16 protein-coding genes are annotated in these 22,227 nt (G+C 45.2%); 10 read left to right on the forward strand and 6 right to left on the reverse strand.

The features are described 5' to 3' along the window. Positions 1-191: 191 nt before the first annotated feature. From dnaE to F890_RS09460, 10 genes are all read left to right on the forward strand, one after another. Positions 192-3,764, forward strand: a complete 3,573-nt coding sequence (gene dnaE / locus F890_RS09415; RefSeq protein WP_005263087.1) for a DNA polymerase III subunit alpha — start codon at positions 192-194, stop codon at positions 3,762-3,764. Positions 3,765-3,801: 37 nt separating this feature from the next. Beyond that, entirely contained in the window at positions 3,802-4,650 is an 849-nt protein-coding gene (locus F890_RS09420) for an RNA methyltransferase (protein WP_005263088.1), read from the forward strand. Beyond that, entirely contained in the window at positions 4,626-5,459 is an 834-nt protein-coding gene (gene cysE / locus F890_RS09425; RefSeq protein WP_228127940.1) for a serine O-acetyltransferase, read from the forward strand. The genes F890_RS09420 and cysE overlap by 25 nt, the downstream gene beginning before the upstream one ends. 117 nt (positions 5,460-5,576) lie before the next feature. Then, positions 5,577-6,527 (forward strand): ABUW_2363 family tetratricopeptide repeat lipoprotein, encoded by a 951-nt coding sequence (locus F890_RS09430; RefSeq protein WP_005263089.1) that lies wholly within the window; start codon positions 5,577-5,579, stop codon positions 6,525-6,527. Positions 6,528-6,647: 120 nt separating this feature from the next. Next, entirely contained in the window at positions 6,648-8,654 is a 2,007-nt protein-coding gene (locus tag F890_RS09435) for an esterase/lipase family protein (RefSeq protein WP_034619017.1), read from the forward strand. Positions 8,655-8,989: 335 nt separating this feature from the next. Next, positions 8,990-11,623: a DNA mismatch repair protein MutS gene (gene mutS / locus F890_RS09440; protein WP_005251491.1), complete on the forward strand. Its 2,634-nt coding sequence runs from the start codon at positions 8,990-8,992 to the stop codon at positions 11,621-11,623. Positions 11,624-11,827: 204 nt separating this feature from the next. Next, on the forward strand, positions 11,828-12,151 hold the full coding sequence (gene fdxA, locus F890_RS09445) for a ferredoxin FdxA (RefSeq protein ID WP_004279936.1): 324 nt from the start codon (positions 11,828-11,830) through the stop codon (positions 12,149-12,151). 98 nt (positions 12,152-12,249) lie between these two features. After that, complete coding sequence (locus F890_RS09450) at positions 12,250-13,113, forward strand: IS982 family transposase (RefSeq protein ID WP_005265583.1); 864 nt, start codon at positions 12,250-12,252, stop codon at positions 13,111-13,113. 162 nt (positions 13,114-13,275) lie between these two features. Continuing rightward, the gene (locus tag F890_RS09455) at positions 13,276-13,995 is read left to right on the forward strand and encodes a D-Ala-D-Ala carboxypeptidase family metallohydrolase (RefSeq protein WP_004279938.1); all 720 of its coding nucleotides are present in this window, start codon (positions 13,276-13,278) and stop codon (positions 13,993-13,995) included. Positions 13,996-14,127: 132 nt separating this feature from the next. Next, on the forward strand, positions 14,128-14,793 hold the full coding sequence (locus F890_RS09460) for an O-methyltransferase (RefSeq protein WP_004729865.1): 666 nt from the start codon (positions 14,128-14,130) through the stop codon (positions 14,791-14,793). A 168-nt stretch (positions 14,794-14,961) separates the two neighbouring features. Here F890_RS09460 and F890_RS09465 read toward each other — a convergent pair whose 3' ends face one another. From F890_RS09465 to F890_RS09490, 6 genes are all read right to left on the reverse strand, one after another. Next, entirely contained in the window at positions 14,962-15,804 is an 843-nt protein-coding gene (locus tag F890_RS09465; RefSeq protein WP_004279943.1) for a universal stress protein, read from the reverse strand. Positions 15,805-15,997: 193 nt separating this feature from the next. Next, complete coding sequence (locus tag F890_RS09470) at positions 15,998-16,615, reverse strand: acyltransferase (protein WP_005263090.1); 618 nt, start codon at positions 16,613-16,615, stop codon at positions 15,998-16,000. Continuing rightward, entirely contained in the window at positions 16,608-17,207 is a 600-nt protein-coding gene (locus F890_RS09475) for an IMPACT family protein (protein WP_005263092.1), read from the reverse strand. The genes F890_RS09470 and F890_RS09475 overlap by 8 nt, the downstream gene beginning before the upstream one ends. A gap of 119 nt (positions 17,208-17,326) precedes the next feature. After that, positions 17,327-18,514: a beta-barrel domain-containing protein gene (locus F890_RS09480; RefSeq protein WP_005263094.1), complete on the reverse strand. Its 1,188-nt coding sequence runs from the start codon at positions 18,512-18,514 to the stop codon at positions 17,327-17,329. Further along, positions 18,511-20,634, reverse strand: coding sequence for a type I secretion system permease/ATPase (locus tag F890_RS09485; protein WP_005263095.1), 2,124 nt, complete (start codon positions 20,632-20,634; stop codon positions 18,511-18,513). The genes F890_RS09480 and F890_RS09485 overlap by 4 nt, the downstream gene beginning before the upstream one ends. Continuing rightward, the gene (locus F890_RS09490) at positions 20,631-22,097 is read right to left on the reverse strand and encodes a TolC family outer membrane protein (RefSeq protein WP_017398053.1); all 1,467 of its coding nucleotides are present in this window, start codon (positions 22,095-22,097) and stop codon (positions 20,631-20,633) included. The genes F890_RS09485 and F890_RS09490 overlap by 4 nt, the downstream gene beginning before the upstream one ends. Between the last annotated feature and the right edge of the window lie 130 nt (positions 22,098-22,227).

A 22,227-nucleotide genomic window follows, 5' to 3' on the forward strand; every position in this document is an offset into this window, starting at 1 on the left:
ATCAACAAAGGGGTTTTGTTACTTTTGCCCCGTCAAAAGTAAAAGAAAATATCTTCTAACAACTAACTAAATAATCAGCTTAAAAAATCAAATTCAAACTTGACCTAAAAGTTAGCCATTTCCCCTCATTTTCAAACTGAAACAATAAATCCCATGTTAAACTATTCAATGGTTTTAGCAGGGACTCATCTATGCACTTTGTTCATCTTGGTATTCATACAGAATTTTCGATTACTGAATCCATCGTACGGATACCTGACCTGGTCAAAGCTGCCGAAAAAGAACAGATGCCTGCCCTTGCGCTCACGGATCTTTCTAACCTGCATGCTGCCGTCAAGTTCTATGGCAAATGTTTGGGCAAAGGAATCAAGCCGATTCTGGGTTCCGAAATTCGCCTGAATGATGCCGAACATCGCATGACCTTATTGGCCATGACCAATACCGGCTGGCGCAACCTGACTGAACTGGTATCTGAAGGCTTTATCAGTGGTCAGCAACTGGATATCCCCTGCGTTCAAAAACAATGGATTTTAAATCAGTCTGAGGACATGATTGCCCTGCTCGGCATGCATTCCGATGTCGGCAAAATGCTGATGAGTTCAAATCCGCAAAAAGCGGAACCGCTGCTAGAAGAATGGGTCGAAAAATTTGGCAATCGTGTTTATCTTGCCCTGACCCGCACCAATCGTCCGGATGAAGACAACTTCATTCTGGAAGCCGTGAAGCTGGCAAAAAAATACAATATCGGTGTGGTTGCACATAATGATGTGCACTTCATGACCCGTGACGATTATGAAGCGCATGAAGCGCGGGTATGTATTGCCGATGGTTACGTGCTCGGTGATAATCGCCGCCCTAAAACCTATTCACCTGAACAATATTTCAAATCTGCTGAAGAAATGACGGCGCTGTTCTCGGATATTCCCTCTGCGATTGAGAACACCTACCACATTGCCAAACGCTGTAATGTCACATTGCGACTGGGTCAATACTTTCTGCCGGATTATCCGATTCCTGAAGGTCATACCATTGATACTTTCTTTGCACACTTGTCCAAAGAAGGTCTGGAAGAACGTCTGAATTTCCTGTATCCGCCTGAACAACGTGATGAAGACTGGCCAGAGATTCGCAAGCCTTATGATGAGCGAATCGAATACGAGATTAATATCATTAACTCGATGGGATTTCCCGGCTACTTCCTGATCGTGATGGACTTCATTCAGTGGTCGAAAAGTAACGGCGTCCCGGTAGGTCCGGGCCGTGGTTCGGGTGCAGGCTCACTGGTCGCCTATAGCTTAAAAATTACCGATCTTGACCCGCTGCGTTATGAACTGCTGTTCGAACGTTTCCTGAACCCGGAACGTGTTTCGATGCCCGACTTCGACGTCGATTTCTGTATCGCAGGCCGTGACCGCGTGATTGACTATGTAGCACGTACCTATGGCCGTGATGCGGTCTCCCAGATTGCAACATTCGGCACTATGGCGGCCAAAGGTGCGATTCGTGATGTTGCGCGCGTTTTGGGTAAATCTTATGGCTTGGCGGATCGTATCTCGAAAATGATTCCGACCAAGCCTTTAGGTCTAAGCCTGCTTGAGTCACTAGAAGCTGAACCCCAGCTTAAAGATATCGTCACCAATCCATCCAATCCAGACCATGACGATGCAGCCGAAATCTGGGAAATGGCACTGAAACTGGAAGGTATTACCCGAAACACCGGTAAACACGCCGGTGGTGTGGTGATCTCGCCAACCAAAATTACCGATTTCTCTGCGGTCATGTGTGATGCCGATGGTACCGGACGCGTGGCACAGTTCGATAAAGACGATGTCGAATCTGCAGGTCTGGTGAAGTTTGACTTCTTGGGTTTGCGTAACCTGACGGTGATTGAAGATGCGGTTAAAAATATTAATAAACGCATCAAAGCGGATAAACCTTTAGATATTGCCTATATCCCGCTTGAGGATAAAGACGCATATCTGGTCTTTGCCAATGCTAACACCACCGCGGTATTCCAGTTTGAATCCGTGGGCATGAAAAAGATGCTGAAAGAGGCACGCCCGAGCAAGTTTGAAGAAATTATTGCTTTCGTGTCGCTGTACCGTCCAGGCCCGATGGATCTGATTCCTGACTTTATTCACCGGATGCATGGTGGTGATTTTGAATATTTGCATCCATTACTTGAAGGCGTACTAGAACCCACCTACGGGATTATGGTGTATCAGGAACAGGTCATGCAGGCTGCACAATACTGTGCTGGCTATACCCTCGGTGGCGCGGACTTGTTACGTCGGGCCATGGGTAAGAAAAAACCGGAAGAGATGGTCAAACAGCGCCAGATCTTTATTGAAGGTGCATCGAAAAAAGACATTGATGAAGCTACCGCCAACCATATCTTCGACTATATGGAAAAGTTCGCCGGCTATGGTTTTAACAAATCGCATGCGGCTGCCTATGCTTTGGTTGCTTACCAAACTGCATGGCTAAAAGCGCATTATCCGGCGGAATTCCTGTCTGCGGTATTGACCTCGGAGATGCAGAACACCGACAACGTGGTATTTCTGATTGATGACTGTCGCAAGAATAATCTGGAAGTTTTGCCGCCGTCAGTGAATATGTCGCTGTATCAATTCCATGCCACTGATGAGCAAACTATTGTCTATGGTCTGGGGGCAATCAAAGGCGTCGGTGAAGCGGCGATGCAATCGGTGATTGACTCACGTGCGCAAGAAGGTCCATTCCGTGACTTATTTGATTTCTGTCATCGTATTGACCTGAAAAAAATCAATAAGCGCACCCTGGAAGCACTGATTCGCTCAGGTGCACTGGATTGCTTAGGCATTGATCGTGCCGACCTGATGGCGCAACTGCCTGAAGCGGTTCAAGCTGCGGAACAGGCACGTTCCAACCGTGAAACCGGCATCATGGACTTGTTTGGCGAAGTGGAAGAAGTTCAGCGCAAGCCATCTAAACCCGTCAAACCTTGGGCGGATGAAGTTCGCCTGAAAGGTGAGAAAGACACACTTGGTCTGTATCTGACCGGCCACCCGATTGATGTGTATCGCAATGAGCTGAAAGCCTTTGTGCCTAGTCAGATCAATGAGCTAACGCCGACCCGCCGTGGTGTAACCACCGTGTTTGCAGGACTGGTGGTAGATATTGCCAACTTCCCGAACCGGATGATGATGACCCTAGATGATGGTACGGCACGGATTGAGATTTCAGCCAATCACGAACGCTTCAACCGCTTTAAAGAGATTATCCAGCTCGATAAAGTGGTGGTGATTGAAGGCGAAATCTATGAGCGTGAAGGCTTTGACCGTCCGATGGGACGCCTCACCAAGGCATTTAGCCTGAATGAAATTCGCCAGAAACGTGCCAATAGCATCAAGATCACCCTCACAGCCGAGCATTTCAGTAAGAGCTTGAGCCGTGACCTGCAGCAAATTCTGACTCCTTATTGCAATGTCGATATGTCCGCACATATTCCGGTGATTCTATATCTGGACTATCCGTATGCCACGACTGAACTGCATCTGGGTCTCAACTGGAAAGTCGCCCCACTGGATGAGCTCCTAGCCAAATTGCGTGATTATTTTGGTAAAGAAGCCTTGCATATTGAATACCAGGTCAAGTCCAAAGCTGCCAAAGCCGTGTTCTATGAACAGGCCAAGCCGGTGGATATTCCTCCGCCGCCTGCAGGCATGAGCATGGATGATGCACTGGAAATGTATCAGGCTGAATCCCAACCGCAATATTCATAAATCCTGATCTTTAAAACACCTTAAAATTGGAATCCTCATGAGTCAAATTGACAATGCTGCTGTTTCAGCACATCTCTCCCATGTGCGTATTGTCATGGTCAATACCACTTTACCTGCCAATATCGGCAGTGCCTTACGTGCCATGAAAACCATGGGCCTGTCCAAACTGGTTCTGGTGGCACCGAAAACCTATCCGCATCCGGATATTGATGCGCTGGCTGCGGGTGCAACTGACCTGATCGAGCAGATCGAGATTGTAGAAAGCCTGGAAGATGCCATTAAAGACTGTCAGATTGTATTCGGTACCAGCGCACGCAGCCGTACCATTCCCTGGCCGCTGTTAGATGTGCGTCCTGCCGCAGAAAAAGCCATGACCGCTGTTGTTCAAGAGCAGCAGGAAGTTGCGATTTTATTTGGCCGTGAAGACCGTGGTCTGACCAATGAAGAACTGGCGATGGCCAACTATCACCTGACTATTCCTGTGAATACTGATTATGGCGTACTGAATGTAGCTCAGGCGATTCAGGTGATCTGCTATGAGATGCGCATGGCGACGATGAGTCAAATTGAACAGCCACGTGATGCTAAAGCGACCATGCAAGTCATTGATGGCATTGAAATGGAATGGGATGAACCCTTGGTCAACCATGCCCAGATGGAACAATTCTATCCGCATTTGGAAAAAATGCTGGCAGAAATTGAATTTATGGATCCAAAAAATCCAAGATTATTGCCTTTACGCTTGCGTCGCCTCTTTGGACGTATACAATTAGATCGTATGGAATATCACTTACTTCGTGGTATTTTCAGCCGTGTTCAGGCATTGAACAACGGTACCTGGAAAAAATCTTCACACACATCATCACAGGACGAGGATCAAATCTAATGCTAAAACAGCTCAAAGAAGATATACAAGCTGTCTTTGCGCGCGATCCTGCAGCACGCAATACCTTAGAAGTCTTAACCACTTACCCTGGCATTCATGCGCTGATCATGCATCGCATGGCACATGAGCTATGGAATAAAGACTGTAAAGGAACTGCGCGTGCGTTGTCTTCGTTTAGCCGCTTTGCCACCGGCATTGAAATTCATCCCGGCGCAAAAATTGGCCGCCGTTTCTTTATCGATCACGGTATGGGTGTGGTCATTGGCGAAACTGCTGAAATTGGCGATGACGTGACGCTTTATCACGGCGTGACTTTGGGCGGAACGACCTGGAATAAGGGTAAACGTCATCCGACCCTAGAAGATGGCGTGGTGGTCGGTGCTGGTGCCAAGATTCTAGGGCCATTTACCGTGGGTAAAAATGCCAAAGTCGGTTCTAATGCGGTCGTCACCAAAGCGGTTCCTGAGAACGCCACAGCGGTGGGCAACCCGGCACGTTTTATCACTAAAGACAAACCCAAAGATGATGCTGAAGCCCGTCGTCGCGACTATGCCGAAAGTATCGGTTTCCAGCCCTATGCCGCGACTGAAGACCAGTCTGATCCGATTTTAGAAGGTATGCGGATTCTGCTGGATCGCATTCAGCAAAATGAAAAACGCATGAACAACTTGTGCAATCGTCTTTCTTTGTTAGATCCGACCTTTAACAAGCAGCAACAGGATGGCCAGCCTTTGAGCAAAAAAGAGTTGGAGATTCTGGAAGAAGCGCGCCGTGAATGTGAAGCGCAAACCAGCCAATCCAAAGCCTGAATATCACACTTCACTCTGTAACACGGGTTTACTTGCATGATCGTTATACTTTTCATAGACTGACGATCATGCAATTTTTGAATAGATGTTTTAAAAATAACAGAATGGATGACTATTATGACCTTTAAGCCCTTGGCACTTGCTTGCTTAGCATTCACAATTACTGCGTGTTCCACCACTCCTCAGAAATCTGCTGAGAAACCTGTGGACCAAGTGGTTTTTGTAGAGCCTGAACTGAGCCCACCATTTTATGCTTTAAATCCATTCAATTATAATGAACCGCCTGAATTTGAAGTGCATTTGAAAAAAGCTGCAGCGCAGCCTGTAACCAAGATGGTGGTGACGGATCCTAATGATCCATCCAAGCAACTGACCCTGGATGTGAATAAACTGATTATTCCAGTGGTAGATAGCAATACACGTGCAATGCGTTATGCAGCACTTGCCAATTCAAATGAAATCGATATCACCGAAATTGACGATTTCCTGCAAATGGTCGAAGGTAAGGCACGTCATTATCCACCACGTTTCAGCGATCGTCAGGAACGCCGTGGTTTTGAAGCCAAATTGCGTGAAGTCACCCGACAACTGGATACTTTAGCGGCCCGTCCAAATGCCTCTTTTGATGTGTTGATGCGTGCTTTTAAAGCCAGCGTGATGGCACGTAACCTGGATCTGGGTTCAGTTTATACCACCAATTCCCTGACCTATGCCCAGCGTATTCTCAAAATTAATCCAGAAGATCCTGAGGTCAACTTCTGGTTTGGTTTTGGTCTGTCTGAAGGCGGTGGTCAACGTGAAGCCATCGCTTATCTGGACAAAGCCATGAAAGCTGGCGTTCAGGAGGCTTATCTTTCTGCAGCCAATAACTATATTGCATTGGAACAGAAGAAAAATGCCACTCAAACCTTGGCGAACTATAAGGTGAAATATCCGCAAGAAGCTGAAGTGGCTGACCGCCTGATTCAGGAAATTGAGAAAAATGGCCGCTGGAATGTTTGGCAAATTCTGCAAAGCTCAACACCTGCTCCGGCTACAGACCCAGCAACAGCACCGGTGACCCCATAATCAAGATTCGCTTCAATTTGATTACAAATAGACTGCTACGGCGGTCTATTTTTATGGGAAAAAATTAGTAAAATACAAAACATTATCCCGCTTTATAACTTGAATTCAGTGAAAAGTTTTATGCACGAAAAAATAAATAAAAGATTAATGCTGTGCACTTTACTCATCACCAGCATACTCAGCGGCTGTCAGGTGGTCAGTGTTAAGGAACAGGCGATTAATGTCACGCTGAACAATGAGCGTGACAGTATCTTGACCCGCGACAAGCTTAGCGAAGCCAGTCTGAATGTGTTGTCCATGACAGGTCTTGAAGCTCAGATCTGTATTGATCAGCCCGAAGAATGTGTGGAAGATCTGAAAAGTATTCCCCAGATTTTAGATGAACAATTGCTTTCTACAGCAAGTGAATTATATCTAGCCAACTCCTTACAAAATGCCAAGTCTGCTGAATGTAACACCGGAATTTTAAACAAAACCCGATCACCGGAAAAACAGCAACGACACAAGCAGAACATCCAGAAATGTCTGGATCAGCAGCTCACTATGCTGGATAAAAGCATTCGTTATAGCTATGCCTATCTATTTAAAACCGAGCGTGCGCCGCAAGAGCGTATTTTTGATAACCGCCAGGTCCAGATTCGTGACTTTTATAACCTGGCAATTGCTCATCTGATTCAACGCTATGCTGAACGTTATGAAGCCAAACAGTCCGGCCAGCGCATTCAGGTCGGTGACAGTGTATACACCATTGATCTGGAAAATTTTCCGCAGCTGAAAAACCAGACCATTGAACAGCTGATGTCTACCTATAACATGAACTTTTCCGGCCTACGTTCCATCACCCGCCGTGATGGTTTTGGTTCAGAATTTTTAGTGGTTTTACCTGAAGCACAGCAAACCGAGCAGGATAAAAAATATATTGTCGATCCGCTCAAGCACAACTATCCAAATGGTAAAAATCCTAACATTCATTCAGCACGCTATCTGGCGACCACCATTACTGCTGTACCAAAATCCGCGAATTCGACTGAACAGATTTTATCTACTTCGGAGTTTCACCTGAAACTGTATGACCCTTATAAACATGAAAAGATCAAAGTAGCTTCGAAAGAATATGCGCTAGCCGCCAACTTTTCCGCACCTTACGGTTTATGGCTGGCCGAGAACAATCTGGGGCGTTTAGCCTATCTGACGCTGATTAATCGCGAAGACAGTCTGAGCATGCCGCACCTGTACATGCTGGAACCTTATAATCCGGACAAGAAAGTGCTGGTATTGATTCATGGCCTGGCCAGTAGTCCTGAAGCCTGGATTCGTCTGACCAACGACATTATGGGTGATCCGGTATTAAGAGAAAATTTCCAGGTCTGGCAGGTATTTTATTCTACTAATATGCCGATTCTGGAAAGCCGTTTTCAAATTAATGCACTGGTTCAGCAAGGCTTTGCCCAGGTCGCGAACAATGCACCAGCCAAAAAAGATGCGGTACTGGTCGGACATAGCATGGGAGGTGTGATTGCCCGTTTAATGGTCAGTCAGGCCGATATTACCCAAGATGCATTCAAGCTGGTACAAAATACCCGCATTGCACAATTTAAGGATAACCCGCTCTTTAAAGCACGCCTGCAAATGCGGCCTATTCCAAATTTCACTCGGGCCATTTTCTTAGCGACACCACATCGTGGGACAGAATATGCCGACCGCTGGCATACCAAACTGGCCCGTAAAATTATCCGTATACCGGGTGCATTTTTGGGTGCCTTTGCCGATACCCTGCAAGGCCAGATCGGGTTAAACGAGTTTGTCAAAGAACTGGGGCATGACCTGATTCAAAATGGCCCAAGCGATCTGAGTGAAAATTCAAAATTCACGGCGTTGACCCAGGATATTCAGCCTTCTAAAGATATCAAATTTCACTCGATTATCGGCAATACCGTAGATACGCAAGACACCAAGCTCATGAGCGATGATATCGTTTCATATGAGAGTGCTTACCTAAATGGTGCTGTATCTAGCAAAGTCATTAAGGGTGGCCACTCGATTCAGGAAACGCCTGAAGCCGTACTGGAATTACGCCGGATTCTCAGATTACATCTGACCGATCTTGGTCTTTATGATCCGGAATAAACTATCGTCTTGATTGAGACTTGCCACCGCATGTTCGCATCCGGTGGTTTATTTTTTAAAATTGCAAATAATGCTGAATAAGAAGCCATAGCGACAGATCTGAGCGCTGACTTAAAGATTCATCTGGAATTTCATTTCTTTCTAAAAATTAAATTTGATAGACTTGCTGCAATACAGCTTTAAAGCTGAATTGAATCAGCAGATTCATTTCACATTTTCGATCTCCTGTGCTCAACCATGTTGGATTGGCCTGATTGAAAATGTGCTTTAAATTTTCCTGCATAGCCTATTGAGCAGTATTTGCATTTATCTCTTGTTGAAAGGATTTATTTTTAATGACCAGTTCAGAAATTATGGCTGATCTTTCTACCTTAACGCCCATGATGCAGCAATACATGTCGGTGAAAATGCAGCATCCGCATTCTTTGATGTTTTATCGTATGGGTGATTTTTATGAACTGTTCTTTGAAGATGCACACAAGGCAGCCAAGATTTTAGGCATTACCCTGACCCATCGTGGTAAAGCCAATGGTCAGCCAATTCCTATGGCGGGCGTGCCTTATCATGCAGCCGAGGGCTATCTGGCACGTCTGGTCAAAAAAGGCGAAACCGTGGTGATCTGCGAGCAGATCGGCGAGGTTACTGGCAAAGGACCGGTTGAGCGTGGTGTAGTTCGAATTATTACGCCGGGCACACTGACCGATGATGCCATGCTCGGTGCACATCAGAGCTCGAATCTGGTGGCTTTATGTATTCAGCAGAATCAGATCGGCATTGCACTTCTTGATCTCAGCGCCGGCCTATTTAAAGTCCAGCAGCAGGATTATGATCTTAACCAGCTCATGATTGAACTGGCGCGTTTGATGCCAAGCGAAATTCTGCTGGATGAAAGTATCACTGATCCGACATTGACCGAACAACTCAAACAGCAACTGGATATCTCGGTCACCAAACGTCCCGATGTCGACTTCAACCTGAACAATGCGCAAAAAACCTTATGCGACCAGTTTGCTGTCAGCACGCTTTCAGGTTTCGGCATTGATCATTTACCTTTGGCTAAAGCAGCGGCTGCGGCACTGATTCACTATGCAAAAGAAACCCAGAAAACTGCGTTACCGCATATCCGCACGATTCAGCTAGAACAAAGTTCAGATTTTATTGCTTTGGATCCGGTGACACGCCGTAATCTTGAACTGATTGAGCCTTTATTTGAACATGGGACATCCTTATTTCAACTGATCAATGACTGTCAGACTGCTATGGGTGGACGCTTGCTCAGTCGCACCCTGATGCAACCTTTACGCGATACCGCGCTGCTGGATGAGCGCCTGGATGCCATTCAAGCCTTGCTGCAAGGTTTCCACGAAGCACCTGTACGTCTGGTGCTTAAAGAGATTAGCGATATTGAACGCGTGCTGAGCCGTATTGCGCTTGGCAGTGCCCGCCCACGTGATCTGGTACAACTGCGTCAGGCCTGTGCGCAAATTCCATTTTTACGTCATGCCCTGCAACCGATTGTGAGTCAGCAACAGTCCACGCTCTTGGTGCAGCTCAATGAAGAACTCGGCGACTTCCATGGTTTGCATCAACGCCTGATGTCAGCCATTGTAGAAAATCCACCCGTCCTGCTGCGTGATGGTAATGTCATTGCAGAAGGTTTTGACAGTGAACTGGATGAACTGCGTCAGATTCGTGATCATGCCAGCCAGTTCCTGATTGATCTGGAAATCAAAGAGCGTGAACAAAGCGGCATTCCGGGACTGAAAATCGGCTATAACCGTGTTAGTGGCTATTATATTGAGTTAACCCGAGCACAAGCCGAACAGGCACCCGAGCATTATATCCGCAGGCAAACCCTGAAAAATGCCGAACGCTACATCACGCCTGAACTGAAAGCATTTGAAGACAAAGTCTTATCTAGCGAATCGCGTGCCTTGGCCCGTGAAAAAATGCTGTTTGAAATGCTGCTGGATGAACTGCGTCAGGATATCGGCAGTTTACAGATGATGAGCAGCGCCATTGCCCAGATTGATCTGATTGCTAATTTTGCCCATCAGGCGCGTTTACGCAACTGGTCGCGTCCAAAATTTAGCCCTGAAATCGGTGTAAGTATCACTGCTGGACGACATCCAGTGGTAGAAGCCCTCAGTAAATCGGCCTTTACTCCGAACGATACGCGACTGGATTTTTCCCATCGCATGGCCATCATTACCGGCCCCAACATGGGTGGTAAATCCACCTTTATGCGCCAGACTGCATTGATCGTGTTGCTGGCTTATTGTGGTGCCTATGTTCCAGCGCAAGCTGCAACTTTAGGTCCGGTTGACCGTGTCTTTACCCGTATTGGTTCTGCCGATGATTTATCGACCGGCAAATCAACCTTTATGGTGGAAATGACCGAAACCTCGCAAATCCTGCATCATGCCACCAGCCAGTCTTTGGTACTCATGGATGAAGTTGGCCGTGGAACCAGTACCTATGATGGCTTGTCTTTGGCTTGGGCCTGTGTGCTGGATCTGACCAAACGCATTCAATGTTTATGTCTATTTGCTACCCATTATTTCGAACTGACTGAACTGGATAAGGAAAGTGGCATTAATAACTACCATGTCACGGCCAAAGAGCTGAATGGTAATCTGATTTTATTGCATAAGGTGCAACATGGCCCGGCCAGTCAAAGTCATGGCTTGCAAGTCGCGAAATTGGCAGGCATTCCGGCTGCGGTGATTAAAGAAGCGCAAAACCGCTTAAAGATTCTGGAAAAACAGCATCAGGCCAAGCCACTGAGCCCGCAGCATGATCTGTTTGCAATGCCTGAAGTTATGGAGCCTATAGAACGTATCATCGAAATTGAAAAAGAATCGCCTGCACTGGACTTACTCGAAGATATTGATGTAGATAGTTTAACTCCGCGTGAAGCCTTGCAGCAGTTATATGCGCTCAAAGACCTGATCAAACAGCCAAGTTAATTCTCGGTCCTAGACCTCATCTGGCATAGGGTCGATGTCCTGAACATACCGATGAATGCTGTAATTCATCGGTATGCGACCTTTTTTCAAATTTAACAGCCCTATATATAACAAATATCAATAAAAGGAATTGTTAGTTCCCCCTGTTTTTGCCTAAAATACAGCATTCGTAATTAGAACCATATTTTTTAGGTAGCTGTCGCCATGACCTTCGTTGTCACTGAAAATTGTATTAAATGTAAATATCAAGACTGTGTTGAAGTTTGCCCTGTAGACTGTTTCTATGAAGGTCCTAACTTCCTTGTGATTAACCCGGACGAATGTATCGACTGTGCGTTATGCGAACCTGAATGCCCGGCAAATGCAATTTTCTCTGAAGACGAATTACCAGAAGGTCAGGAAGTCTTTATTGAACTGAATGCTGACCTGTCACAAAAATGGCCAAATATCACACAAATTGGTGACCAGCCAGCAGACCGTGAAGAATGGAATGGCAAAGCAGACAAATTACAATACCTTGAAAAGTAATTAACCTGAGTTCGATATAAAAAAAGAGTAGAAAAAAAAGCCCTGTATTTGTAACATATTGGTTCTCAAGACAAAATGTTATAAAACAAGGCTTTTCAATGGATCATATTACCGAATTATTTTGTATTTTGGATGATTTCTGCAAAAAATTTAATGAGTCTTTAGAGAAAGCTTTAATTTCTGATCAAAAAACCAGGCTGAAAAAGTCAGCTTTAAGCTTGTCTGAAGCAATGACCATTGTCATTTTATTTCATCAATCCGGGTTTAGATTCTTCAAATATTTTTATTGCCAAATGATCGTTCCATTCTGGAAATCTGCTTTTCCTAAACTGCTTAGCTACAACCGATTTATTGAAATCATGCCCCGTTGTTTGCAAGCTCTGAGTAGTTTCTTCCATCAAGTGAAAGGAAAAGATACGGGAATCAGTATCATTGACTCCACTAAATTGGTGGTTTGCCATAATCTTCGGATTAAAAGGCATCGTGTATTTAAAGGTTTGGCCGGTCGTGGAAAAAGTAGTACGGGTTGGTTTTATGGTTTTAAATTACACCTGATTATCAATAATTTAGGTGAAATTATTAATCTCACACTTACATCAGGAAATGTTCATGATGTTGCTGTACTTGAATCTTTAACTAAAGAGTTAAAAGGAATTTTACTCGGAGATAAAGGCTATTTGAGCAAAGCAAAAGCTGAAGCTTTAGCAGCCAGAGGACTAAAAATATTGACTCCATCACGCAGGAATATGAAAAATAAACCTATTCATACTGAACAAGAAAAACAATTGCTTTGCAAAAGAGGATTGATCGAAACAGTAAATGATCAGTTAAAAAATTTGCAGCAACTTGAACATTCACGTCATCGTTCGGTCAACAACTTCATGGTGAATATTATGGCTGCTGTAGTGGCTTATTGCTTGAACCCCAATAAGCCAACTTTCCAAAATATGCTAAAAGGCTAAGTGGATTTCATCGAACTCAGGTTAATTAGTTTAAACTTTAAAAGATCAGCAAATGCTGATCTTTTTTATACTCAACGCACACATTTCATTGCAATATTCTCCAAATTTCTCCCTATATTTAGTCTAAAATAGCGCTATTTTGTAAATATCTGATTTCTATAAATGAAGAACTTGTTAAAGGGATTATTGAGTCTTTGTATAATTCCTCTTGTTTTTGTGGGCTGTACCACGACCACAAAACAACCTGGACAGGCCACCACACCTGCTGGAAAACGGATTTACATTCCACAAGAACGTGTTCAATACGATCGTAAAGCCCACCCAAAAACTGTGCCTTATGTGTATACCCACTGGGTATCGGCACTGGATAATTTGTCACGCGTGCGTGAATATGAGGTTTTTCTGGAACGTCATGGGGTTGGCAATATCATTCCGAGTTTCGAATTGATGCGTACTGCACGTGATTGGGCCAAGTGTGGCCGTTCCCAATACATGATTCCAAGCCGTGAATTATGGGCCAATCAGATCCCAACTTTAAAAGTCTTTAAATATCTGGTTGCAGCCAATGTACTGACTGATTTTGAAGTCACATCAGTCTATCGTGACCTGCCTTTGAACCAGTGTGCCGGTGGTGCCAATTCTTCACGCCATCTTTACAACTCTGCGATCGATTTCCGGATTGGGCCTGAATATCCTCAGGCACAAGATTATAGCTATATTGAAAATACCAAGTTCAAATTGTGTCAGTTCTGGGTCCAGCATGGTCAAAGCCTAAATATGGGACTCGGCATGTATGCTTCTGGCCAAATCCACATCGATACCCAAGGTTATCGTACTTGGGGACCGAGTTTAGGCCGTAATTCTTCGATGTGTAATTACTAAGTCATGACAACCGCTCTACAAAGTTCATCCAGGACTTTTTAGAGCCTAAAAAATCAGCACCTATAGAACAATAAATTGCGCTCTGCCGCGAAAAGTTTAAAATGCACGCATCGCAATCGAGGTGCTAAGACTATGCAACAAATGTGGACAGACATTGATCACTACATTGATTCACATTTAATTCCTGAAGACCCCATTCTGAATCAAACTCTTGAGAATACCGCAGCGCACGGTTTTCCTGATCATCTGGCTGTAGCACCAAATCAAGGCATGTTGTTGCAGATGCTAATCCAGATGAACCAGTGTAAACGTGTACTGGAACTCGGCACATTTGCAGCATATAGCACCATGTGGCTGGCACGTGCCTTGCCTGATGATGGCTATATCCTGACGATTGAAGGACGTGATACCCATGCGGCAATGGGTCAGGAAAATATTGATCGCGCGCAGCTTAAACAGACCGTCGAACTGAAATGCGGCCGTGCAGCAGATGTGCTTAAAGCCCTGCCTGAAGATACGGAAGCTTTCGATTTCATCTTTATTGATGCAGACAAACAGAGTTATCCGGAATATCTGGAACTCAGTTTAAACCTGTCGCACTCAGGTACACTTATTTTTCTGGACAATGTGATTCGTGCTGGCGAAATCATTAACCCGGACAATAATAAACCAAGTATTGAAGGCATTCGTGACATGTTTAAAGCGCTTCAAAATCATCCACGTATCTTGTCATGCACTGCTTTACAAACGGTTGGCAGCAAAGGACATGATGGTTTTGCACTTGCGATTGTGAAATAAAACAAGAAGAACAAAAATCACCCAATGACATATTTACCATAAATAACATTAACTTATAAATATTAACCACAGAGTTATCCACAATATATGAGGATAACTCTGGTCATTTTTAAATCAAGCTGTAACAATTTACGATTAGACTTCGCGCTTGGCTATTATATGCAATTCTCACTTCGCAACCAGTAAAGGCACTTTTGAATTCCGGAAAATCGTGGTCGCAATACTGCCCAAAAAGAACTGGTGAATTTTACTGTGACTAAATGCACCCAACACGATCAGCTGAATTCCGAGTTCCTGCTGATAGGTCAAAATATTTTCTGCGACATCGCCATAGCGGTATTGTGGCACCACATCTAAACCAGCCTGATTTAAATATTGCAAAGGCTCATTCAGAATCTCAGCATGATCACCGATATATAACAAATGGCATTGCAATAAGCGCAGCAGATCACTTTCCGCAATCCGTTTCATCATCTTGATACAGGTCGGTGAATATTCATAGGCGAAAATAAATCGTGTCGGCGGCTTAAACTGTTCTCCGACCGTCATCACGGTACAATTGGCCCCACGAATAAAATTTTCCACATTGGTACCGATCGGTTTGTTTTTTTCAGCCGAGCGTTCACCAAGCAATCCAATCACCGCGATATCATCAGGCTGCAGGATCTGGAAGCTTTGCTCCAGAAAATCACCCTTTTCCTGAATATGTGTGGTTTGAATACCGTGTTCTGCCAGAATCCGCTCGGAAATGTGTTGCAGCAGGTTATTGCTATAATCCAGCGCAATTTCACTTTGTTTTTGTTCAAGCTCAGCCAGTTCTTTCAGTAACATGGCATTACTTTCAAAGCCAATCACTCCGCTGATTTCCCCCAGATGATAACTGGCCGGGTAATAATCCAAAACCTGTAACAGGACCAGTTCACGGCCAGTCTGTTTGGCAATCCATGCCGCCGCGTCAGCCAGCGCGTTTATACATGGTGATGAGTCGATGCAGGCGATGACACGTTTCATGTTTAGCCTCTCTTCTATTTATGATAAAAATTTCTTAGTTATTTTTAACTTAGCATAAGCATTCAAAAATGTGCAGCGAAATCTGTAAGGCTTGACTTGAAATATGTTAACTTTTATGTGAACAAATATAGATCAATATATCGAACCATCTGCTGAGTCAGGCTGTTGCATCAAGCACTTGACTTCCAAAAGCTTATTCACGATAGCGAATGAATTGGGCCGGATTACCGGCGACAATCGCACGCTTCTCGACATCCTTGGTCACCATACTGTTCATTCCCACCACGGCCTGATCTGCGATTTTAATTCCGTCCTTGATACCGACATGCGCACCGAGCCACACATCCCGACCAATCTCGATGCCTTGCGAACGTACTGGCTGCTGATAAATCGGCTGCTCCAAATCCATGCCATGATCAAAGGCATAAAGATGACAATAAGCGGCGATACGCACCTGATCATGCAGTTTAATCCCCACCCGACCGCCATCCAGAATACAGTGATGATTAATCGCCACTTCATTACCAATGTCCAGAGGGCCATGCAAGGTGCAATCTGCGGCAATAAAGGTATTATCACCAATAATGATTTTGCGTCCCGGCTCCGCGAAAATATGTGCAAGAGGTGAAATAAAACAGTTTTCACCAATCTCGACGGTTTCCATCTCCATCAGATAAGCCTGATAGTCCTTTTGCCACGCTTCTGCCCAACCGCGATTTTTAGGCTTTAAGGACCAGTACAGCCAAGGCATATAATTCAGGCGATGTTTATGCTGCTCACGATATTTCAGTAATGGATCTACGTCAGTCATCTGTCGCTTCTTCTATGATTTTGAGCTGTTCCCGGCCACGGGTCACATCTTGAATTTTTAGGGCAAAAGGTTGAATTTGATGTAACTGAAATAAGGCTCTGACCTGTACTCCTTCAGCTGTATATTCTTCCTGATAGTCAATCTGTTGCTGGTTCAACTCATATTGAAAGATGGCCCACTCATTGAATTGACAGGAAAATTGCACCTTTTTCTTTTCAATCAGTTCAATTTTTTCTGCTAACAACAAACATTGTCCAGCACAGCCGCCATAGGCACGTACCAAGCCCCCTGTTCCCAGCTTGATCCCGCCATACCAGCGATTGACCAGCACCAGCACATTGGTCAGCTCATTGCCTTCAATGGTTGCCAGAATCGGGCGTCCTGCAGTACCTGAAGGTTCACCATCATCATTAAAGCGTACCTGATGGCCAATTTTCCAGGCCCAGCATTGATGGGTGGTACTTGGATCGCGATAAGCCTCCAGAAAATCTTTGACGTCCTGCTCATTTTCAACAGGTGTGGCAAAGGCCTGAAAGCGGCTTTTTTTGATGTCTTCCTCAAAACTGACCAGGCTGGCAATGGTAAATGGCATAACTTCAGGCTTTAAACTCTCACTGCTGCAGTATACCCGCTTTGCACAGACAAATAAAAAGCCTCTCCACGGAGAGGCCTGATTTTGATCGATTGTTTTACTCAATTGCTTGGCAAATATTACCGTTCACGCAAGGCTTCTTTGGCTTTATTAAATGGCTTGATCAGATAATCCATCACGGTTTTTGAACCAGTACGAATATCCACGGTGGCCACCATCCCTGGAGTAATATTGAACTCCTGCCCGGCATTATTGCTGAGCTTGTCGCTATCGGTACGGATATACACCCAATAATAAAATTGATCCTGCTTGACTTCATCACGCAAGGTATCCGGTGAAATCATGGTTACTTTACCGCTTAGCCCGCCATAAATTGAATAATCATAGGCGCTAATTTTGACCAGCGCTTCCTGATCAGGGCGAATAAAGGCAATATCACGCGGCGAAATTCGAGCTTCAACCAGTAATTTTTCATCTAGTGGCACGATGGTTATCAACTTGCCATTTTGTGGAATCACGCCGCCCAGCGTCATCACATCAATCTCTTTGACCACACCGCGAACCGGTGATTTAAAAACAGTTCGGCTCAAAGTATCCGACTTGCCACGTACCACCTGTTGCTGAGTTTCCACATCGGTATTGGCTTTGGACAGCTCTTGCCGCGCATTTACATAATATTGATTACGGATATCATTCATCTGATTACGCAGGTCATTGGCTTCACGTTTTAGACGCAACACTTCAACTTCACTGGCTGCCCCTTTGGCGACCAAGGGAGCGGTCATTTCCAGTTCTTGCTGCACCAGTAACAAAGCCTGTTCCAGGCCTGCAACAGATTCTTGCAAATTGGCTCGACGCGACTGATACAGGGCCGTTTCTTCTTTAACCAATTTGGGGTATTTCAACACTTCTTCAGGAAAGACCAACGGTGCGCCGGTGACTTCCGCACGTAAACGGGCTGAAGTGGCACGTGATGACACCAGCAAGGATTCTGATTCACCGACGTTGGATTCAAAGCGGGTCGGATCAAGCTGGGCCAATACTTGCCCACGCTCGACAATCTCACCTTCTTTGACATTAAGTTTAGTCAAAATACCGCCATCCAGAGACTGAATCACCTGCTCTTTGGATGATGGAATTATTTTTCCAGTACCGGTAGATACTTCTTCCAATTTGAATAACCAGGCCCAGCTCAGCAATACCAATAGGCCAATGCCGATAATCCAGATGATGATACTTGATTTCGGTAAGGGCGGCTCCTGAAAGCTGACCTTGCTGGAACGTTTTAGTTGTTGTAGTTCACTCATGCACTTGCTCCCACAACCCGCTTATTACCACCTTGCGACTGATTCAGGATCTGATCCCTTGGTCCATCCATCACAATCCTGCCATCATTGACCACCAGAATACGATCCACCAGTTCCAATACCGCACGGCGATGGGTCGCAACGATCATCGTACGATGGGTTAAATAACCTTTAAGATGATCAATCAACTGTTTTTCTGACACATCATCAATGGCAGCGGTCGGTTCATCCAGTAGCAAATTTTTTGGTTGACGGATCAATAACCGTGCCAATAACAAGGCTTGACGCTGCCCACCAGAAAAGCCGACACCACCCTCTAAAAGGATATGATCCAGTCCTTCTTTTTTCTCCTGTACAAATCCCAGTGCACCGGTAATTTGCAAGGCTTCCAGAATTTGCTGATCGGTGGCCAAAGGTGCACCCAAAGTCAGGTTTTCACGAATTGAACCATAAAATAACTGCGAGTTCTGATTTAGCAAACTCATATCACGCCGCACATCTGACGGATCAATCAGGGTCAGATCAATACCATCCAGCTTGACCTTGCCCTGTAACGGTGTCTGCATCCCAGACAAAAGCTGTAACAAGGTCGATTTTCCTGCACCATTACGGCCCAGAATCGCGATTTTCTCCCCCGGCTTGATTTCCAGCTTGGGAATCATCAAACTCGGTTTCGGATCATCATCGCCATATTTAAACACCACCCCGTTGAGCTCATAATGCCCATCCAGTGCCGGACGATGAATCAGGTGCGAATAATCCGGCTGATCCACTGGTTTTTTCATGAGTTCATCCAGACCAGCCTTGGCGACTTTAGCCTGTTGCAAGCGACCCAGTACACCCGTAATTTGTGAAATTGGTGCCAGCATGCGTGAAGATAGAATCGAACAGGCCACCAGTGCGCCTGTGGTCATGTCACCCTCCATCACCGCAAAGGCCCCGACTAAAACCACAATCGCAAAGGTCAGCCCCTGAATTTTTTGAGTCCAGGCGGTCATCAAGCCGACAATTTTACGTTGCTGTATGCTGACATCGGCTGATACTTCATTCATATGATTCCACTGATTCTGGAAACGCGTTTCAGCTCTTAACAGCTTGATGTCTTCAATTCCTTCTACAGCTTCTACCAGCAAGGCATTGCGGATGGCAGATTCGCGCATCCCCAACTGGGCCAGCTGTGCCAGTTTTTTCTGCGCCAGAATCCCTGGAAGAATCATTAAGGGCACAACGAGTAACATGACCCAGAACAGATTGCCACCGATCACCCAGAAGATGCCCAAGAACAGGAAGAAAAATGGCAGATCGGCAATGGCCGTAACTGTGGTTGAAGTCACCAGCTCGCGAATTTGTGAAATGAAGGTTCCTGTTGATTTGGAACGTTCATTGTTTTTAATCCGTAATGAATGACCAAACACCCGGTCAGAAATTTTTAAATCCGCACGTTTACCAATAATGTCTGACAGATAGATCCGCGAGACACGTAAAACAAACTCAAAAATCGCGGCGATCAGCACACCACCGGCCAACACCCATAACGTCGGAATGGACTGTGATGGAATGACACGGTCATAGACATTCATCGAGAAGACTATCGTGGCCAATGCTAGAATATTGGCAATTAAAGACGCAAACATCACATCGATATAACGCTTCCAGTCATTCAGGACAATTGACCAGAACCAGTTTTTCTCAAAGGGTTTGATATATTCATCCACCCGCGCATCTGGCACTGAAGATTCAGGACGCAGCACATAAAGATGCTTTATGCCAGTCTCTAAGTGTTCAACTGTAAAGCTTTGAGATAAACCTTCATCACCACTGAGCTGGATGCTGACATTGCCCTGTGTGTCGATGCGTTCGATCACGCCCACATCACCACTATCGAATTCAACCAGTAAAGGTAAACGCCATGAATTCAGCAGGCTGCGCTCAAATTTATTTTTACGGAGATTTAAACCCATCTGACGACTGACAATCTTGAGCATGTCATCGATGTCATGATGCTGATTCCAGTCCAGTTGCAGACGAATTCGCTCCTCAGAAGGCTCAATACGGTAATGCCGGGCAATATTTAAAACTGCCTGAAGCCAAGGTTGATAATTTATTATTGTAGTACTCATGGCTGAACTTCAAACCCCTGAATAGAAATGCTGTTAAGCGCGTAAATATCCCGTGTACGGCCCGTGACCTGAATGTACTGTACGATCGCCGAATAAATGTCATAGCGCGCCGCTTCAATTTCCTGCGCTGCACTATGAATGGCTTGCTCTGCATTCAGCAAATCCACTACGGTTCGGGTACCCAATTTATATTGTTCTTGATACAGCTCTTTGGTGCGTACCGTGGTTGCTCGGCGTTGGGATAAAACCCCCATTTGTTTTTGTTTATTTTCAATCTGCTCGCGGATCAAGCGCACCTGATCCAGCACATCCAGATAGACCGTATTGACCTGTGCGCGTGCAGCTTCTTCGGCATAGCTTGCGGCACGGGTCTGTGAACGCGTTGCACCACCCTGATACAAATTACTGCTGGCTTCAATCATGACTGAATTATAAAAGCCATCATCTTCATTATTATTTGGATTCCGTCCATTCATCGCCTGACTTAGACTACCTTTAACACTAATGGTCGGATAAGGGCTTAGCCGCGCCTGATCTTTTTGCAAACGGGCAACATTGACCCCGGCATGGGCCAGAATCATGTTCGGAATCTGGGTAAATTCCGGATCCTGATAAAGATCGGCCTGTGCCACAATACGATCAGGAATATCCCATTCAACAGTGGATACATCAAATCCTAGCAAGGTACGCAAGCGTTGTTGATATTGTCTGAGCTGGGTCTGCTGTACAATCAGATTCGATTGCGCTGCTTCCAGATTGGACTGGGCCTGAATCGGGTCGGCCTGACTGCTGATTCCGGCGCGGGCACGCAAATTGGCAATTTCTGCAATCCGTCCAATGCCCTGAATCTGCTGTTGGGCAATCTGGGTGATTTGCTGATAACGTTTGATATTCACTATTGCATCTGCTACTTCAAATGCAATCTGATCCAAACTAACCAGCACTCTTGCCTGTTCTTCTGCCAAGCGGGCTTCTTCTACACTGACATTGGTTTTAATTTTGCCAAAGTCATACAGCATCTGGGTGGCATTCAAAGAAACGATTTGACGTCTACGTTCACCGGAAGTGAGATCCCCTGTCCCGATACCACCGGACACCTGCGGATAATAACCTGATCTCGCTACATCAATATTCGCAGCCTGCGCAGATAATGTCGAAATACTCTGAGTGATTTCAGGACGTCGTTGCACTGCCCAGTGTACGGCTTCCACCAGATTCATTTTTTGTGGAATGCCAGCTGTGATCGTAGAACTTAAAGCTGACTGTCCTGACTGTGGTCGGGTAATTTGCGGCAGCTCAGCTACTTTTGATGTATCTAATGAATAATGACCGAGCGAGGTAATATCAATGGTATGCGCTGACCGTGTAGGCTTGGGTGCAATCAGCTGACCCAAGCCATTTTTGAGATTGGCAAAATAATGGGGTGAGCTTTCTGCATGCACCAAAGATACAGATAAAGGCAAAAGAAGAAGTATCAATCTCTTTCTTTTTTGATCTGTTTTCCCCTGATTTTTTTTAAAGTGTTCTTCCCTAAATCGCATAATTATGTAATGTTTCTTGTTTTAGTCTAACAATATATCAAACCCCTTTAAA

Origin of the sequence: Acinetobacter sp. CIP 64.7 (assembly GCF_000369745.1) — a bacterium.
Classification (GTDB): Bacteria; Pseudomonadota; Gammaproteobacteria; order Pseudomonadales; family Moraxellaceae; genus Acinetobacter; species Acinetobacter fasciculus.

Coding starts and splice junctions, on each gene's coding strand:
- dnaE (WP_005263087.1), top strand. CDS start 192: ATGCACTTTGTTCATCTTGGTATTCATACAGAATTTTCGATTACTGAA.
- F890_RS09420 (WP_005263088.1), top strand. CDS start 3,802: ATGAGTCAAATTGACAATGCTGCTGTTTCAGCACATCTCTCCCATGTG.
- F890_RS09430 (WP_005263089.1), top strand. CDS start 5,577: ATGACCTTTAAGCCCTTGGCACTTGCTTGCTTAGCATTCACAATTACT.
- F890_RS09435 (WP_034619017.1), top strand. CDS start 6,648: ATGCACGAAAAAATAAATAAAAGATTAATGCTGTGCACTTTACTCATC.
- mutS (WP_005251491.1), top strand. CDS start 8,990: ATGACCAGTTCAGAAATTATGGCTGATCTTTCTACCTTAACGCCCATG.
- fdxA (WP_004279936.1), top strand. CDS start 11,828: ATGACCTTCGTTGTCACTGAAAATTGTATTAAATGTAAATATCAAGAC.
- F890_RS09450 (WP_005265583.1), top strand. CDS start 12,250: ATGGATCATATTACCGAATTATTTTGTATTTTGGATGATTTCTGCAAA.
- F890_RS09455 (WP_004279938.1), top strand. CDS start 13,276: ATGAAGAACTTGTTAAAGGGATTATTGAGTCTTTGTATAATTCCTCTT.
- F890_RS09460 (WP_004729865.1), top strand. CDS start 14,128: ATGCAACAAATGTGGACAGACATTGATCACTACATTGATTCACATTTA.
- F890_RS09465 (WP_004279943.1), bottom strand. CDS start 15,804: ATGAAACGTGTCATCGCCTGCATCGACTCATCACCATGTATAAACGCG.
- F890_RS09470 (WP_005263090.1), bottom strand. CDS start 16,615: ATGACTGACGTAGATCCATTACTGAAATATCGTGAGCAGCATAAACAT.
- F890_RS09475 (WP_005263092.1), bottom strand. CDS start 17,207: ATGCCATTTACCATTGCCAGCCTGGTCAGTTTTGAGGAAGACATCAAA.
- F890_RS09480 (WP_005263094.1), bottom strand. CDS start 18,514: ATGAGTGAACTACAACAACTAAAACGTTCCAGCAAGGTCAGCTTTCAG.
- F890_RS09485 (WP_005263095.1), bottom strand. CDS start 20,634: ATGAGTACTACAATAATAAATTATCAACCTTGGCTTCAGGCAGTTTTA.